A 15841-nucleotide genomic window follows, 5' to 3' on the forward strand; every position below is an offset into this window, starting at 1 on the left:
GGCGGTCGCGATCACGCCGATGCAGTAGCGACGATCTCGTCAATGGATGAACCGGCTTCGGCACTGCGCAGGTACGTCTGGTACAGCGCCGCATAAGCACCGCCCTGCTCGATCAATTGATGATGCGGCCCTTGTTCGACCAGGCGGCCGTGACGAATCACCGCGATGCGGTCGGCGTCGCGGATGGTTGCCAGGCGATGAGCGATGATGATGGCGGTGCGGCCTTCGCAAAGTCGTCGAAACGCCCGCTGAATACGGCGCTCGGTGTGGATATCGACCGCCGAGGTCGCCTCGTCCAGCACCAGTACCGCCGGGTTCGCCAGGTAAGCGCGCACCAGACAGACCAGTTGCCGCTGGCCATGACTCAGGTGCCCGCCCAGCGGCCCGACTTCGGTCTGGTACTGATGCGGCAAGCGTTCCAGCACCTCGTCCGCGCCCAGCTCTCGTGCGGCCGCAATCAGACTGGCATCGTCGGCAAGGGGCGAGGCCAGGCGCAGGTTGTCGAGGATGCTGCCGCTGAACAGCACGTTATCCTGCAGTACCACGCCGATATTGCGCCGCAGCTCCTGCTGGGCGAGGTCGCGTATGTCGATGCCATCGAGTTTCACCGCACCCGATTGCACCTCGTAGAAACGTGTCAGCAACTGCACCAGGGTGCTCTTGCCGTGGCCTGAAGGCCCAACGATCGCCAGCACTTCGCCGGCGCGGATGTGCAGGTTGAGCTCATTGATCACCGGTGTCGCAGCGCCAGGATCGTAGGCAAAGCCGACGCGTTCAAAACTCACCTGGCCTTTCGCTCGCCCAAGGTTTTGCACTGTGCTGCTGTCACTGATGTCGGGCCGGGTGTCGAGCAACAGGAAAATTCGCTGTGCCGATGCCGAGCCGGTGGCGTAGTGCTCGAACAAGTCCGACAGCTCCTGCAACGGCCCGAGAAACAGGAACACATAAAACAGGCTTTCCGCGATCTGGCCAACGGTGACATCCGCCTGCGCCAGGCCGTAGGCACCCACCAGCAACAGCACCGCCATGCCGGCCGAGCTGAGCAGGGCGGTGAACGGTGCGAACCAGCCGGATCGCAGGCTGCCGCGCACCAGCGCCTGATTGAAGTCATCCAGCAGGCCGCGATAGCGTCGCAGGTTTGGCGTTTGCCGGGCGCACTGCTGCAGCATGCGCGCACCGCTGACGCTCTCCACCAGATGGGCGGTGAAGCGGCTGCGGTTCTCCGCGACCTTCGCCCAGTTGCGGTGGGAGATGCGCTTGAAGCTCCAGGTCGCCAGCACCAGCAACGGCACGGTGGCAGCGAGGCTAAGGAAGAACCGCGGGTCGATCCGCCACAGCATCACCGCCGCCAGCCCGCAGCGCAGCAGAGCGCCGAGCAGCTCTGGCGGTCCCTGGATCAGCAGCGGTTCGAGGGCGTCGACGTCGCGGTCGGCGCGGGAAATGATTCGCCCGGCCTTGGTTCGGTCGAAATAGCTGACACTCAAGCCTTGTACATGGGCAAAGACGCGCACCCGCAAGTCGTTGAGCACCCGGATCGCTGCACTGCCAGCCACGCACTGCGAAACCCCGGCCAGCATGAAGCGCCCGAGCCAACTGAGCGCCAGCCCCAGGCCGAGCCACAGCACCAGACGTTCATCGAGCAGCCAGTGATCGTCCTGTTGGATCAGCCCGTGGTCGAGCAATTGACGAACGAACCAGGGGCGCATGAACACCGTGAACACCAGCAGCAATTCAATGCCGATGACGGCGAAAATGTGTTTGCGAATGGGCCTGAGCAGCGGCAGCAGTCGGCTGAACATGCTGCGGTCGAGGGCCTTCCTGGCCAGCATTTCTTCGATTTCGATGTCGCTCAGGGCTTTGCCGGCGATTGGGTTAGCCATGATCGATCCCTAGCAGGTCGCGGTAGTCCGGGTTGGTGTTGAGCAGTTCGGCATGTGTGCCGCTGGCGGCGATCCGGCCGTCCTGGAGCATCAGCACGCGGTCCGCCAGGAGAATGGTCGAGAGCTTGCTGGAGATCACCAGCAAGGTGGTGGCCCGACCCTGGTCGCGGCGCAGCTGGCGAATGTTGTTCAGCAACTGGCGCTCGCTGATGGCGTCCAGTGCGCTGGTGGCGTCGTCCAGGCACAGCACGTCCGGCTCGCCCAGCAGCGCGCGGGCCAGGCTCAGGCGCTGGCGCTGGCCGCCGGACAGCGTCACGCCGCGATCCCCCAGGGGCGTGGCCAAGCCGTGAGGCAGGCGGTCCAGCACATCTTCGGCGGCCGCCAGGCGTAAACCCTGGCGCAATTGTTCGTCGCTGGCATTGGGTGCGGTCAGGCGCAAGTTGGCTGCCAGGGTGTCGGAAAACAGAAAGCTTTCCTGGGGCACCACGTGCACCCGGCGTCTGAGTTCGTCCAGGTCCAGCTGACGAATGTCCTGCCATCCGGCGCTGTCCGACCCCAGCGACACGCGCCCGCAACCGGCATCGCTCAGGCGCGGCAACAGGCTGGCCAGCAGGCTTTTGCCGGTGCCGGTGGCACCGACCAGCGCGACGATTTCACCCGGCTGCAAGGTCAGCGAACAATCGTGGAGAATATCCAGCCCGCCGCCGGGCGCACTGACATTGACGTGTTCCAGTTTCAATCCCAGGGGGGTGTCGGGCAACCTGGCCTGGCCACTGCGGATGGCCGCCGGTTCGTCCAGCAGTTGCCAGATGCGCTCGGCGCTGGAGCGCGCGTCCGCAAAGGTCTGCATGACGCGGCCAATGCCCTCGATGCGAAACACCAGGGTGGTGGCGATCAGCAGCGAGGTGACCAGCTCGCCGATGCCCAATTGGGCGGTTGCCACCAGATGCGCGCCATACACCAGGATCCACACATGACCCAGGGCGACGATGGCTTGCGGCAGCGGTATCCGCGAGCTGGAATAGGCGAGTGCCTGACGGGCGTGGTCGGCGAACACCGTCACTTGCGTGGCGAAACGCTGGATGCGGCTGTGCTCAAGGCCAAAGGACTTGATTACCCGGACACCGCCGATGCCCTCGCTGAGCTCCTGGTTGACCCGGTCGTAGGCGGCACCCACGGCGCGATCGAGGCTGACCAGGCGTTCGGTCTGACGCACGAAAACCCACAGGCCTGCCACCGTCAGCAACAACGGCACCAGCCCCAGCAGCGGGTTGTACCAACTGAGCAGGCCAACCGTCGCCAGCACCACCAGCGGTGTTTCCACGACCTGCCGCCAGAAGCTGATCAGGGCATCGCGAACCTTGTCGGCATCACGGGTGGTGCGGGTAATCATCTCCCCCATGCCGTGCTGCCAGTGATAACCCAGGTGCAGGTTCTGTACCTGTTGCAGGATGCGTTCGCGCAGGCGCGTCAGCAGTTCCTGGCTGAGCACCAGTGACCACACGCTGGCGGCGTATTGCAACACGCCACGACCCAGGGCCACGGCGAGCATCAGCCACAGCCAGTACCAGCCCAGGCTGGCGTCGAGGGTGCCATCGGCCTGGCGCACGACGGCGCGACCGGCGCTGACGTCGTTCACCGCATGCCCGATCAGCCATTGCTGCCAGACCAGCGCGAGGTTCACGGAAATGAACAGCGCCGCGACCAGGGCAAAGCGCCAGGGCATTTCCCGGTAGATCGCCAGGCAGCGCAATAGGGGGTGTTTTTCGATCATGTCATTGCTCTTTGGGGCGGGTGGCGCCCTGTTTTTCCTTGGCGTTGAGGATCGCGGTGTACTCTCCCGGATCGACGCCGTTGAGGTAGTAGTTGCCGACGTGATGCAGGCGCCAGCGGATTGGGTCGTGGGTGGTGTGGACCCGGGCGTTGCGCCAGAAGCGGTCGAGGTTCCATTTGCTCAGTGATGAGCTGGCGCCGAGCAGCGAGAAAATGTCGCTGGAAATCTTCAGCGAGGCTGCATCCGAGTGGGCACGGGCGGTGGCCACCGAGAGAATCAGCTCGTCCTGCAGAGTCTTGTTGTCCGGGTCGAGTTCGTGCTGGTCGAACACCCGTGCAGCATCGCGCAGCAAGGATTGCGCACCGCGCAGGGCCACGGCGTATTCGCCGATCTGCTTGATGATGTGCGGCTCCTGATTGGCGTGATCGACGCCACTTTCCACCCATGGCCGGGCGTTGTGGTTGAGGTAGTCCACCGCGGCCGCCAGCGCGCCTTCGGCGATGCCGGTGTCGATGGCGGCATGGAGAATCTGCGGGAAGGTCAGGCCGGTGCGCTTCATCGGACCTTTGCGCTGGGAAACGAAGCCTTCGTCGAGCTCGATGTAGTCGAAGATCACCGTGCCACTGACGGAGTTCTTCTGGCCGAAGGCTTCCCAGTCATCCACCAGTGTCAGGCCGGGCGTGTTGCGGTTGAGCAGCACCCCGGCGCCGCCCTCGTCGCTGGCGGCCGTCAGGGAGATCCACTCGGCAAGGTAGGAACCGGTGGAGTAGAACTTGCTGCCATTGAGGATCAGCTTGCCATCGGCACGCCGCTCGACCCGGGTCTTGAGCGCGAACTTGTTCTTGCCGCCGACTTCCGCCAAGGCGTTGCCGAAACGTTTGCCAGCGAGTACATCGCGGATCAGCCGGTCGCGAATCTCATCGCTGTAGCCGGTGAAAATCCCGCGCAACATGACGTTGTGGATTTGCAGCAACTGGCCGACGCCGCCGTCGGCGACTGATATGAGGCGTACGGTTTCGACGATGGTTTCCACCGAAGCGCCAAGACCGCCAAACGCTTTCGGCACGCCAATGGCGGTCAGTCCGCTTTCGGACAACAGTTGTGCCTGACGCCAGGGCAATTGGCCGTTCTGGCTGGTGTCTGCGGCGATTTCGGCGATCTCCACAGCTATTTCCCTGGCCGCGGAAATGGCTTGAGCTTCGCTCTGCAGCAGTCGGATCGGTGCCTGTTCCTGTATCAGGTGCCCGCTGGGGTTGTGTTCGACCTTGCTCATTGCTGTCCCTCTGTCGTTGATCTGCTGATGACCTTGTAGGAGCCGGCTGGCTGCGGGCGGCGTTCCGACGATGGCGTCCTTGAGTACGGCGCAAGGCTTGAAGGCCAATCGCTGGCAAGCCAGCTCCTACAGGTTTTGCGGTGTTCTCGGGTGTTGAGAGGGCCTTGAGCAAGTTCTGCGCCAAGGGCTTGAAAGCGTGCCGGGCACAGGGTTTGGTGAAGCGCGAGAAAGGGTAGTGTTGCTGGAGAAGCAACCTGTCGACCGCGACTGCTCGAGCAGCAGCAGCCGATGCGCATTGCTGCTGGCAGGCCAGCAATTTGCAGCACCTGGTCAATTCCTTGCAGGCGCCAAGCCACGTAAACCGGGGGTTTCAGCTGTTGGCACGGGCACTGCAATGGCTTGGGCAACAGTCACATGCCCAACCAGATGGAGCTGCTCATGACGCTTGCTGCGAAACACATCCAACCCGATACCACGGCAGAACTGGAGCAGATCTGGTTCACCCGTTGCCCGGTGCCGACGGCTTCCGGAATCGCCTATAAACTCGGCTGGCTGAGCGATGAATTCGCCGCTGACGGCCTGCCGGTTTCGACCCTGCAGGAGGCTCGTCAACTGGGGCATCACCACTACGATCACGAGCTGCCGGGACTGTTTCGCGAAGGCGGTAACGTACCGGCGCTGGCAGCCCGTGCGGCCGGTGCGCCGAGCCGCTTGATCGGCCTGACCTGGATCGAGGAATGGCAAACCATCCTGGTTCGCCCTGACTCCGGCATCCAGCGCCCGCAGGATCTCAAAGGCAAGCGCCTGGCGCTTCCAGCCTGGGGTGAAACCCGCCCGGGGAGCATCGCTCGTGCCATGAGCCTGCACGGTTACAAAGGCGCACTGAGCCTGGCCGGGCTGGGTTTCGGTGATGTCGAACTGGTGGAGGTCGCCCTGCAGGACCAGGAGCGGGCGGCCAATCCCCAGGAAGGATTGCAGCGCCTGTGGTCGGGTCTCGATTACCTGGTGCGTGGGGAAGTCGACGCGGTTTATGTCAAAGGTGCTTCCGCCGCCGATGCCGCACGGCGTCTGGGCCTGGTGGTGGGTATCGACCTGGACCTGATCGCTGAACCGCGCTATCGCATCAACAACGGAACGCCGCGTCCGATCACCGTGCACCAGAGCCTGCTCGACAACCATTTCGACCTGGTGGTGCGTTTCCTCGCGCAAACCCTCAGCGCCGCCGATTGGGCTGCCAATAACCGCGAGGCACTCAATGCCATTCTCGAAGAGGAAACCCGTGCCGGCAGCGCCGGGGTCGCCGAGGCCTATCGCGGGGAATTCCACACCACGCTGGCACCGGACCTCTCTGCACAGCGTCTTGAGTTCCTCGATATCCAGAAAGACTTCCTTTACCTGCACGGCTTCCTGGAACGCGATTTTTCCATCGCCGACTGGGTCGATCCGCGCCCGTTGCAAGCCGCCCATGAACTGTTGGCCAAGCGCCGCGCCTGAATCCGGAGAACTGCCATGACCGTACTGATTAATGAACAACTGATCAGCCAAGCGCTGAAGGCCTTCATCGACAAGGTGCTGATCGAGGCTGAAGAAGCCTTCACGGTGTTCCGTGAAACCAACACCATCACCGCCAATGGCACGGTAGGTTTCATCGAACGCGTACCCGGCGAAGAGCTGCTGGTGTCGGTCAACTACGGCGGTCCGTGGAACTACCGCAAACCACTGCAAGCGACGGTCACCGATTTTGACGGCAAGGTGATCTACGGCAAAGGCAAGGGCGGTTTGGGCCGCTACACCAGACTGTTCCAGCAGCATCCGGATGTCACCACCGTGTCCCACGTGCATTCGCCGTACCTCGGCGCCTGGGCACAGACCCATCGCACCCTGCCATTTCACTACGTGCCGGTGCAGCGTTATCAACTGGCCCGGGAGTTGCCGGTCTACATCGACCGACGTCAGCCGGAAGTCGATTTCATCCTCGACAGGATTGCCGAGAACCCTTTCACCCTGGCGATTCTGGAAGCCAACGGTGGTTCTACCGTGTGGGGCAAACAGGGTTTGCGCGCCACGGCTGAATTCATCCTGTTGCTCGAGGAGGGGGCGCAACTGCAATTGCTCGCCGATGCCCTGGGCGGTTCCCGCGCCTACGGTCCCGGTGTGCTGACCCAGCAATGGAAAATGAGCGGGCTGTACGAAAAAGCCACGGAACTTGGCCTGGTGCCCGCCATCGATCGTCGCACCTGACCCGCCGATCTCCCAGCCACCAAAAAACCTGTGGGAACCGGCCTGCCGGCGATGGCGGCCGAGAAATTGATGCAGGGCCCGAGGGCCTCATCGCCGGCAGGCCGGCTCCCACAGGTCGACACATAACCAAGGTACATGCCCATGGCTGTAAAAATTCTCTGGTACCTCACAACCCCCGACGGGCCTTATCCGTGGGAGCCCGAGGGCCGCTGGAAAACCGATTTCGAGCATCTGAAGCAACTGGCCGTGGCCAGTGATCGCCTGGGGTATTACGGATCGCTGCTGGGCTCCAGCCCCAACGAAAGCCTGGCCGTTTCCGCCGCGTTGATCGATGCCACCCAGCGCCTGCGTTTCCTGGTGGCGCAGCACCCCGGCGAGTTATCGCCCGCGGTGTTGGCCAAGTGGGCCCTGACCTTCGATCAGTTTTCCAACGGTCGTCTGTTGTTCAACGTTGTCAACGGCAACGATGCCGGCCTGGCTACCCTCGGCGTGCATTACCCCCACGATGAGCGCTATGACTTCAGCCTCGAGTACTGGCGAGCCTTCCAGGCCTTCTACGCCGGTGATACCTCGGGATATGACGGCCAGTACGTCAAGCTGGCACCGCGCACACCGGCCGCTGCCAGTCATCCATTGGGTGGCTGGCATCCGCCCAGGCAGAAACCCGGCATCCCGTTGTGGGGCGCCGGCACCTCGGGGCCGGGCGTTGCCCATTCCGTGCAGTTGCTCGACGTGTACCTGAGCTTCGCCAACACCCCACCAAAACTTGGCGAGAAATTCCGCAAAGTGGCGGCCGAGGCAGCAAAAATCGGTCGCGAGCTGACGTTCGGCACCCGCCTGCAAATCATTGTCCGTGAGACCGAAGAGGAAGCCTGGGCCCACGCCGAAAAGCTCTTGCAACGCACCTCGCTGCAAACCGCACGCGCGGCCATCGAACGGCAACTGCCACCGGGCGAGACCCTGGACAGCTTCCGCAGCGACGACCCGCAGATCCAGCGCAACGTCGACGCCGTCCGTGCAGGTCGCCTGCCCAAGGCAAGGGACCTGCAGATCTATCCCAACGTCTGGCTGGGTCCGAGCCTGTTCGGCTTCAACATCCTCGGCCCGGCGGCCGGCACCTATCTGGTAGGCAGCGCCGAGCAGGTTGCCGAGCGTATTCGCGAGTACGAAGCACAGGGTACATCGGCGTTCATTCTCTCCGGCTTCCCGTTGATCGATGAGGCGCACCGGGTGGCGGACCTGTTGTTCCCATTGCTCGACCTTGATCACGGTTTCGACGTGCCGCGCCTGCGCGCTGACACGCCGGTGCCACAACGCGCCAACGTGGTCGAGCGGGCCTGAGGAGTCATTCATGAGCGAAGGATTTTCCCGGCGCAGGTTTCTGGGTAACGGCCTGGCGGTCTGTGGTGGCCTGATATCAGGCAGCAGCCTGCTCAGCGGTTGCGACAGTGGAGCAGCCGTCAGTGGCGCAACGGCATTGTCCAGTACACCGGTGCACGGCGGTCGTTTGCGGGTCGGCATTATCGATGGCGACCAGTCAGGCAACCTTGACGCGCATAAACCGGTGGGCGGCGGGATCATTCGCGGCTGGGCTCTGTACAGCAAGTTCTGGGAATGGAACACCGACGTCAGCACGCGCCTGGCCCTGGCCGAGTTCGCCGAGCCCAACGCCGATGCCAGCGCCTGGACCATTCGCATCAAGCCGGGGCTGGAGTTTCATCACGGCAAGAGCATCGGCGCCGACGACATGCTGTTCTCGATCCTGCGCCTGACCGATCCGAAACTGGCATCGCCGTTTGCCGGCCTGGTGGGTGCGATCGATCGCAATGCCCTGCGCAAACTCGATGAGCGCACCATTGAAATCCGTTTCAAGCAGGGGCAGAGCTTTTTCCCGCTGGATGAAACCCTGATCAGTTTCGGTGGCATCGTTCCCACCGACTACGACCCGATCAGCAATCCGGTGGGCGCCGGGCCTTACAAACTCAAAAGCTTCATTCCCGGTCAGCGCTCGCTCTACGAGCGTTTTGCCAATTACTACAAGCCTGGCCAGCCCTATGCCGATGAGCTGGAAATCATCGAATTCAAGGATCAGGTGTCCCGTGCCGCCGCGTTGCGTGCCGGGCAGATCGACGTCGCCAGCGGCGTGCAGGCTGAGCACAGCGCGTTGCTCAAGGCCGATTCCCGGCTCAATTTCTACGCGTCGCCCAGCACCTCGTTTACCGGCTTCAACCTGAATCTGGCCAAGGCGCCCTTTCAGGACCAGCGAGTGCGCCAGGCTTTTCGCCTGCTGGCTGATCGGCGTGAACTGGTCGATCGCGGCCTCAACGGTTTCGGACGGATCGCCAATGACCTGTATTCGCCCCATGACCCGACGTACAACCACGGCATCGTCCAGCGTCCGTACGACCTGGATCAGGCGCGTTCGCTGTTGCGCCAGGCCGGGCAAAACGATCTGCGCGTGGAGCTGACCACTACGCCGGGGCCGGGCGTCAATGCGGCGCTGGTGTTTGCCCAGCAGGCAAAGAAGGCCGGCGTCGAGATCAAGGTCACCCAGGTCGATGGCTCGGTGTTCAACGGTGCGCAACGGGAAAACTGGTCGTTGTCCCCGGGCTCCACTCCGGCCCGGGGTTTCCTTGCCTCGGCGCTGCACAACGACGCGCCCCAGGCCATTTACAACCGTAGCAATTTCCACGACGAGCGTTTCACCTCGTTGTACCAACAGGCGTTGGCACAGCCGGATCTGCAACAGCGCAAGGTGCTCGTGCATGAAGCCCAGGCTATTCAACACGAGCGGGGCGGGCTGCTGATCTGGGGTTTCAATGACGTGCTGGATGCCGCCTCTGTTCGAGTCGCAGGGCTGGCGCCTGAACAAACGACCTTTGCTTCATGGCGTTTCGATGAAATGTGGGTGAACCATGCCTGAATCTTCCTGCAAGCATCCGCGCACACCAGCCTGGCTGTCCTGGTTCATCGGCCGCCTGGGTTATGGCCTGCTGACCGCTTGGGTCATCAGCCTGGTGGTGTTCATTGCCACGCAGGCACTGCCCTCGGACCCGGCGCGGGTGATCCTCGGTCCCGATGCGCCGCTGGAAAGCATCCTCACCTTGCAGCGCCAGTTGGGCCTGGACCGGCCGATCATCGAGCAATACCTGCGCTGGCTGGGAAATGCCCTGAGTGGCGAGCTGGGGGTATCGCTGGACTCCAATGTGCCGGTCGGCAACATCCTGTTCGGCCGCTTCGGCTACACATTGGCGCTGCTGGCCGGGGTGATTGCCGTGGTTGTGCCGGCGGCGTTGTTGCTCGGCGTGTCATTGGCCTTGCGCCGTGACAGTCGCCTGGATCGCTGGAGCCTGTCGCTGCTGATTTTCCTCAAGGCCACCCCGGGTTTTCTCCTGGCCATCGGTCTGGTGCTGCTGTTTTCCATGCCGCACATGGACGTGTTGCCGGCGGTGTCGATTCTCGATCCGGACAAATCGCTGCTGCGCCAATTGCAGTTCCTGGTATTGCCGGTGCTGGCCCTGAGTCTGTCGACGTTGCCGTACCTGACGCGCATGGTGCGGGCGTCGATGATCGAGGCGCTGGAGTCCGACTATGTCGTCGCCGCCAGGCTGCGGGGTATTCCCGAGTGGCGAATCGTCTGGCGTCACACCTTGCCCAATGCATTGATCCCGGCGATCCAGGGCGTGGCCCTGACCTTGCGCACCTTGATCGGCGGGGCGCTGCTGGCCGAGGTGATCTTCAGCTATCCGGGCATCGGCACTTCGCTTAACTCGGCGATCCAGATGCGCGACTTGCCGATGGTCCAGGCCATCGTGCTGGTGATCACCCTGGGCGTGGTGTTGATCAACCTGTTCGCGGATCTGCTGACGGTGCTGCTGACGCCAAAACTGCGCACCGCCCGCCGGGTGACCATGATCCGGCGTAACCGTCGGGGCATCCAGCCCTGGTGGCGTCGCTCCCCATCCAAGGCACCTTGAGAGGTGAGGCATGACTGATTCGCGACCTGTGCGCTGGCCGCTGTGGCTGGCGCAACCGCAAACCCGCAAGGGCGCGTTGATTACCCTGGCGGTGGTGGTGCTTGCACTGCTTGGCCCTTTTTTAGCTCCCCACAGCCCAACGGAAATGCTCGGTTCGGTGTACGGCGCCCCCGTGGGCACAGCGTTGCTGGGCTATGACTTTCTCGGCCATGACGTGTTGTCGCGCTTGCTCAGTGGCGGCGTGTCGGTGCTGTGGATGTCAGTGGCGGCAGCGTCGATCGCGTTGCTGGCGGGTAGCACCCTGGGCCTGTTGGCGGGATTTTCCCGGCGACGCCTGGATCAATTGATCACCTGGCTGGCGGACGTGTCGCTGGCCTTTCCCGACCTGATCCTGGTGCTGTTGATTGTCTCCATGCTGGGGCGTGCGCCTTGGCTGATCGTATTGACCGTGTCCATCGCCTTTACCCCGGGCGTGATTCGTCTGGCCCGGGGCAGCGCGGTGGCGGTGGCGGGGCAGGAGTTCGTCGAGGCCGCGCAGATGATGGGCTATTCAAGGCGGCGGATTCTGTTCAGGGAAATCCTGCCGAACATCCTTACACCGCTGCTGGTGCACTTCGGCAACATGCTGACCTGGGGCGTGGGCATGCTTTCGGGGTTGAGTTTCCTCGGTTACGGCGTCGCGCCACCGACGGCTGATTGGGGGCTGATGATCAACGAGAACCAGGCGGGTTTGCTGGTGCAACCTTGGGCGGTATTGGCCCCGGCGATCCTGATCGGCATCTTCGCCTATGGCACCAATATCCTGGCCGAAGGCATCGGTCGCAGCAGTTCAAGGATCGGAGAGAAACAGCCATGAACGCTATTGCCGGGATCGAATCCCGTCCTCCTGTAGTGACTACGCAGGTGTTGCAGGTTCGCGATTTGCGCGTCGAGTTGCCGGGGCAGATCGACGTACTGTCCGGCGTCACCTTCAATCTTGAGCGCGGAGAAATTATTGGATTGGTCGGGGAGTCCGGTTCCGGCAAGACCACCCTGGCTACCGCCTTGCTGGCCCATGCCCGAAGGGGCGCACGGATCGTCGGCGGGCAGGTCGAAGTGTCCGGTCAATCGCTGCTGACGCTTGCGGGCGAGGATCTGCGTCGGGCTCGGGGCAGCCTGATCGGCTACGTGGCCCAGGACCCGGCAACCGCGCTGAATCCGGCGTTGCGTATCGGCAGTCTGCTGCGTGAAACCCTGGGCGTTCATCAGGTTGAACTCGATCGCGCCGCGCAACAGCAGCGCATCGTCGAGACCTTGCGCGACGTCGGCCTGCCCGATGATGCGCAGTTCCTGCGACGCTTTCCCCATCAACTGTCCGGCGGGCAGCAACAGCGGGTGATGCTGGCGCTGGCCTTCGTACTGCGTCCGGCATTGATCGTCCTCGACGAGCCGACCACTGCGCTGGACGTCACCACCCAGGCTCACATCCTGGCGACGTTGCGCCGGTTGTGTAAAAGCCTGGGCGTGGCGGCGGTGTATGTGTCCCATGACCTGGCGGTGATCAAGGACCTGGTGGACCGAGTGATGGTGATGTATGCCGGGCGTATCGTCGAGGTTGCACAGCGCGACGTGCTGTTCCACCAACCGGCTCATCCCTATACCCGGGGCTTGCTGGCGGCGATTCCCGATGTGTCGCAACGCCGGGACTTGCTGGCGATTGCCGGACATGCACCGGCACCGGGACAGCGGCCGCAAGGATGTGCCTTCGCACCGCGCTGCTCCCGTCGCGTTGCGGCGTGTTCGGTACTCGAGCCGTCATTGCAGGAACTGTCGTTACGGCAGCGGGTGGCCTGCCTGGCCCCGCATCTTCAAGCCATGCAACGGGTTGCCCCAGCCTCTGTAGCGCCAATCGCCGAGGCGGTGGAGTGCCCGCCGCTGTTGGAGGTCAAGGACCTGAACCTGGCCTACGACCGGCAGGTGCTGTTCGATGTGTCGCTGCGGGTGGCTACCGGCGAGTGCCTGGCGCTGGTGGGCGAGTCCGGGTCGGGCAAGACCAGCCTGGCCCGTACCGTTGCCGGGCTGGGAGAAAACGCCGAGGGCGAGCTGCGTTACGCGGGCGAGTCGTTGAGCCTGTCGGCGCGGCAGCGCAGTGGGTCGCTACGGCATCAGATCCAGTACATCTTCCAGAATCCATACCGGGCGCTGAATCCGCGGCAAACGGTTTTCCAGACGCTGAGTGCGCCTTTGGAGCATTTCTTCGGTATCAAGGGAGCGTCTGCTCGGCAAAAAGTGCATGCCGTACTCAAGCGGGTCTCGTTGCCGTCCTCGGTGGCGGACCAGTATCCCCACAGCCTGTCCGGTGGTGAACGCCAGCGCGTGGCGATTGCACGGGCGTTGGTCTGTGAGCCAAAGCTGCTGATCTGCGACGAAATCACCTCGGCACTGGACGTCTCGGTACAGGCATCGATCCTGGCGTTGTTACGGCAATTGCAGCGGGAAGGGCTGACGCTACTGTTCGTCACCCACGACCTGGGCGTTGTCCGTGCCATTGCCGATCGGGTGTTGGTGCTGAAATTGGGAAGGGTGGTGGAGCAGGGGCGGGTCGATCAGGTCCTGGACCAACCGCAGGCGACCTATACCCGCACCCTGCTGGAGAACTCCCCGACATTGGGGTGACATGGATTTGCGCGGCCATGTTGAATTTGTGACATGACACGTATCTGTAGGAGCCGGCTTGCCGGCGAAGCGATGGTGGCCGTTATGCCGCCTTCGCTGCGATGCGGCGACCCGACAAGCCAGCTCCTACAGGTTTGCAGCGGTATGTTGATTTTGTGACGTGACACATATCTGTAGGAGCCGGCTTGCTGGCGAAGCGATGGTGGCCGTTATGCCGCCTTCGCTGGCAAGCCAGCTCCTACAGGATTTGCGGGGGTACGTTGGGTTTGTGACGTGACACATATCTGTAGGAGCCGGCTTGCTGGCGAAGCGATGGTGGCCGTTATGCCGCCTTCGCTGGCAAGCCAGCTCCTACAGGTTTGCGGCGGTATGTTGATTTTGTGGTGTGACACATCTCTGTAGGAGCCGGCTTGCCGGCGAAGCGATGGTGGCCGTTATGCCGTCATCGCTGGCAAGCCAGCTCCTACAGGATTTGCGGGGTAAGTTGGATTTGTGGCATGCACGCGTCTGTAGGAGCCGGCTTGCCGGCGAAGCGATGGTGGCCGTTATGCCGCCTTCGCTGGCAAGCCAGCTCCTACAGGTTTGCGGCGGTATGTTGATTTTGTGGTGTGACACATCTCTGTAGGAGCCGGCTTGCCGGCGAAGCGATGGTGGCCGTTATGCCGCCATCGCTGCGATGCGGCGGCCCGACAAGCCAGCTCCTACAGGATTTGCGGTGGTATGTTGATTTTGTGACGTGACACATATCTGTAGGAGCCGGCTTGCTGGCGAAGCGATGGTGGCCGTTATGCCGCCTTCGCTGCGATGCGGCGGCCCGACAAGCCAGCTCCTACAGTATTTGCGGGGTAAGTTGGATTTGTGGCATGCACGCGTTCTGTAGGAGCCGGCTTGCCGGCGATGGCGTTGGTGAATATTGCGCTGTGCTTATGCCACCCGCGCCTTCCGACGTCGCACTTCTTCGCGCACCGCCGGGATGATCCAGCGTCCGTAGTCCACGGTGTCATAGAGCGGGTCATAACCCCGGTTAAGGAAAGTGGTCACGCCCAGGTCGACATAATCGAGCAAGGCCTGGGCCACCGTTTCCGGGGTGCCGACCAGGGCGGTGGTGTCGCCGTAGGCCCCGACGGCGGTGGCGGTGGGCATCCAGAGTGCACGGTCATGACGATCACCCAGGGCTGCGGCGGCAAGCAAACGTTCGGAACCGGTGCCCTTGATACGTTTTTGCCACGGGCTGCCGGCCGCGAATTGCGGATTGGCCTTGATCTGTTCGAGGATCTGTTGCGCCCGTTGCCAGGCCAGTTCCTCGGTAGCACCCAGAATCAAGCGTACGGACAGGCTGACTCGCGGCGCCTCGACACCCGCCGCGCTGGCAGCCGCCCGCAGTTTGCCGATCTGCTCGGCCACACCACTCAAGGGTTCACCCCACAAGGCATACAGGTCCGCATGCTTTACCGCGATCTGATAGGCGATGTCCGAAGACCCGCCGAAGGAAATCGGAATGTGCGGCTGCTGCAACGGCTTGACCGGTGAGAAAGCGCCCTTGATGTTGAAATACTCCCCCTCGAAGTCGAACGGCTCTTCAGCCGTCCAGGTACGCCGGACGATCTCCAGGTATTCGTCAGTACGTTTGTAGCGTTCGGTCTTGTCCAGCAGGAAGTCGCCCTCCTGGGGTTCGGCGGTGATGCCGGTGATGGCATGCAGGCGAATCCGGCCGCCGCCGGTGGTGTGATCCAGTGTCGCGAAAGCCCGCGCGGCAACGGTCGGGGCAGTGAGGGCTGGACGGTGGGCGATCATGAAACCCAGGCGCTCGGTATGAGCGGCGGCATAGGCCGCGATCTGCAGACTGTCGGCGCTGCCCGGGCCGCTGGCGATCAGCACCCGGTCGAAGCCGGCCTGTTCATGGGCACGGGCGTGGTGGCGGATAAACCCCAGATCGAAATCCGGGCTGCGCACGCCCCGGGTCTCGGACCACTGGCGGGGGAAAATCATGCCGACAAATTCAATGGACATTGGAACACTCCTGAGGGCGGAAGGCGGGCTG

At 63.1% G+C, this 15841-nt stretch carries 11 protein-coding genes; 7 read left to right on the forward strand and 4 right to left on the reverse strand.

Annotated elements, in window-relative coordinates; translation table 11 throughout:
• Positions 1–11 precede the first annotated feature (11 nt).
• Genes NPS56_RS19805 through NPS56_RS19815 form a run of 3 tightly spaced genes read right to left on the reverse strand, consistent with a single transcriptional unit; the run spans position 12 to position 4927 of the window.
• A complete protein-coding gene (locus NPS56_RS19805; protein ID WP_274076173.1) occupies positions 12–1880 on the reverse strand; it encodes an ABC transporter ATP-binding protein in 1869 nt (622 codons plus the stop codon).
• The gene (locus tag NPS56_RS19810; protein ID WP_274076174.1) at positions 1873–3654 is read right to left on the reverse strand and encodes an ABC transporter ATP-binding protein; all 1782 of its coding nucleotides are present in this window, start codon (positions 3652–3654) and stop codon (positions 1873–1875) included. The genes NPS56_RS19805 and NPS56_RS19810 overlap by 8 nt, the downstream gene beginning before the upstream one ends.
• Position 3655: 1 nt before the next feature.
• The gene (locus NPS56_RS19815) at positions 3656–4927 is read right to left on the reverse strand and encodes an acyl-CoA dehydrogenase family protein (RefSeq protein ID WP_274076175.1); all 1272 of its coding nucleotides are present in this window, start codon (positions 4925–4927) and stop codon (positions 3656–3658) included.
• Positions 4928–5365: 438 nt separating this feature from the next.
• On the opposite strand from NPS56_RS19815, the gene NPS56_RS19820 reads away from it, so the two are divergent.
• From NPS56_RS19820 to NPS56_RS19850, 7 genes are all read left to right on the forward strand, one after another.
• Positions 5366–6421, forward strand: a complete 1056-nt coding sequence (locus tag NPS56_RS19820) for an ABC transporter substrate-binding protein (RefSeq protein WP_274076176.1) — start codon at positions 5366–5368, stop codon at positions 6419–6421.
• Between the two features lie 15 nt (positions 6422–6436).
• Positions 6437–7168, forward strand: a complete 732-nt coding sequence (locus tag NPS56_RS19825; RefSeq protein WP_274076177.1) for a class II aldolase/adducin family protein — start codon at positions 6437–6439, stop codon at positions 7166–7168.
• 141 nt (positions 7169–7309) lie between these two features.
• The gene (locus NPS56_RS19830) at positions 7310–8509 is read left to right on the forward strand and encodes an LLM class flavin-dependent oxidoreductase (RefSeq protein ID WP_274076178.1); all 1200 of its coding nucleotides are present in this window, start codon (positions 7310–7312) and stop codon (positions 8507–8509) included.
• A gap of 10 nt (positions 8510–8519) precedes the next feature.
• Positions 8520–10091 carry an ABC transporter substrate-binding protein gene (locus tag NPS56_RS19835; RefSeq protein ID WP_274076179.1) on the forward strand — a complete coding sequence of 524 codons (1572 nt, stop codon included), beginning with the start codon at positions 8520–8522 and terminating at the stop codon, positions 10089–10091.
• Entirely contained in the window at positions 10084–11145 is a 1062-nt protein-coding gene (locus NPS56_RS19840) for an ABC transporter permease (RefSeq protein WP_274076180.1), read from the forward strand. The genes NPS56_RS19835 and NPS56_RS19840 overlap by 8 nt, the downstream gene beginning before the upstream one ends.
• A 10-nt stretch (positions 11146–11155) precedes the next feature.
• Entirely contained in the window at positions 11156–12001 is an 846-nt protein-coding gene (locus tag NPS56_RS19845) for an ABC transporter permease (protein WP_274076181.1), read from the forward strand.
• Positions 11998–13800 (forward strand): ABC transporter ATP-binding protein, encoded by a 1803-nt coding sequence (locus tag NPS56_RS19850; protein WP_274076182.1) that lies wholly within the window; start codon positions 11998–12000, stop codon positions 13798–13800. The genes NPS56_RS19845 and NPS56_RS19850 overlap by 4 nt, the downstream gene beginning before the upstream one ends.
• 924 nt (positions 13801–14724) lie before the next feature.
• On the opposite strand, the gene NPS56_RS19855 is transcribed toward NPS56_RS19850, so the two are convergent.
• Positions 14725–15810: an LLM class flavin-dependent oxidoreductase gene (locus NPS56_RS19855; protein ID WP_274076183.1), complete on the reverse strand. Its 1086-nt coding sequence runs from the start codon at positions 15808–15810 to the stop codon at positions 14725–14727.
• Positions 15811–15841: the final 31 nt, after the last annotated feature.

The organism is Pseudomonas putida (assembly GCF_028682635.1).
GTDB lineage: Bacteria > Pseudomonadota > Gammaproteobacteria > Pseudomonadales > Pseudomonadaceae > Aquipseudomonas > Aquipseudomonas putida_AE.

What these genes read in the sequence shown, in the direction of transcription:
- NPS56_RS19810 (WP_274076174.1), bottom strand. Translation starts at nt 3,654, where the DNA reads ATGATCGAAAAACACCCCCTATTGCGCTGCCTGGCGATCTACCGGGAA.
- NPS56_RS19825 (WP_274076177.1), top strand. Translation starts at nt 6,437, where the DNA reads ATGACCGTACTGATTAATGAACAACTGATCAGCCAAGCGCTGAAGGCC.
- NPS56_RS19805 (WP_274076173.1), bottom strand. Translation starts at nt 1,880, where the DNA reads ATGGCTAACCCAATCGCCGGCAAAGCCCTGAGCGACATCGAAATCGAA.
- NPS56_RS19830 (WP_274076178.1), top strand. Translation starts at nt 7,310, where the DNA reads ATGGCTGTAAAAATTCTCTGGTACCTCACAACCCCCGACGGGCCTTAT.
- NPS56_RS19850 (WP_274076182.1), top strand. Translation starts at nt 11,998, where the DNA reads ATGAACGCTATTGCCGGGATCGAATCCCGTCCTCCTGTAGTGACTACG.
- NPS56_RS19815 (WP_274076175.1), bottom strand. Translation starts at nt 4,927, where the DNA reads ATGAGCAAGGTCGAACACAACCCCAGCGGGCACCTGATACAGGAACAG.
- NPS56_RS19855 (WP_274076183.1), bottom strand. Translation starts at nt 15,810, where the DNA reads ATGTCCATTGAATTTGTCGGCATGATTTTCCCCCGCCAGTGGTCCGAG.
- NPS56_RS19845 (WP_274076181.1), top strand. Translation starts at nt 11,156, where the DNA reads ATGACTGATTCGCGACCTGTGCGCTGGCCGCTGTGGCTGGCGCAACCG.
- NPS56_RS19840 (WP_274076180.1), top strand. Translation starts at nt 10,084, where the DNA reads ATGCCTGAATCTTCCTGCAAGCATCCGCGCACACCAGCCTGGCTGTCC.
- NPS56_RS19835 (WP_274076179.1), top strand. Translation starts at nt 8,520, where the DNA reads ATGAGCGAAGGATTTTCCCGGCGCAGGTTTCTGGGTAACGGCCTGGCG.
- NPS56_RS19820 (WP_274076176.1), top strand. Translation starts at nt 5,366, where the DNA reads ATGACGCTTGCTGCGAAACACATCCAACCCGATACCACGGCAGAACTG.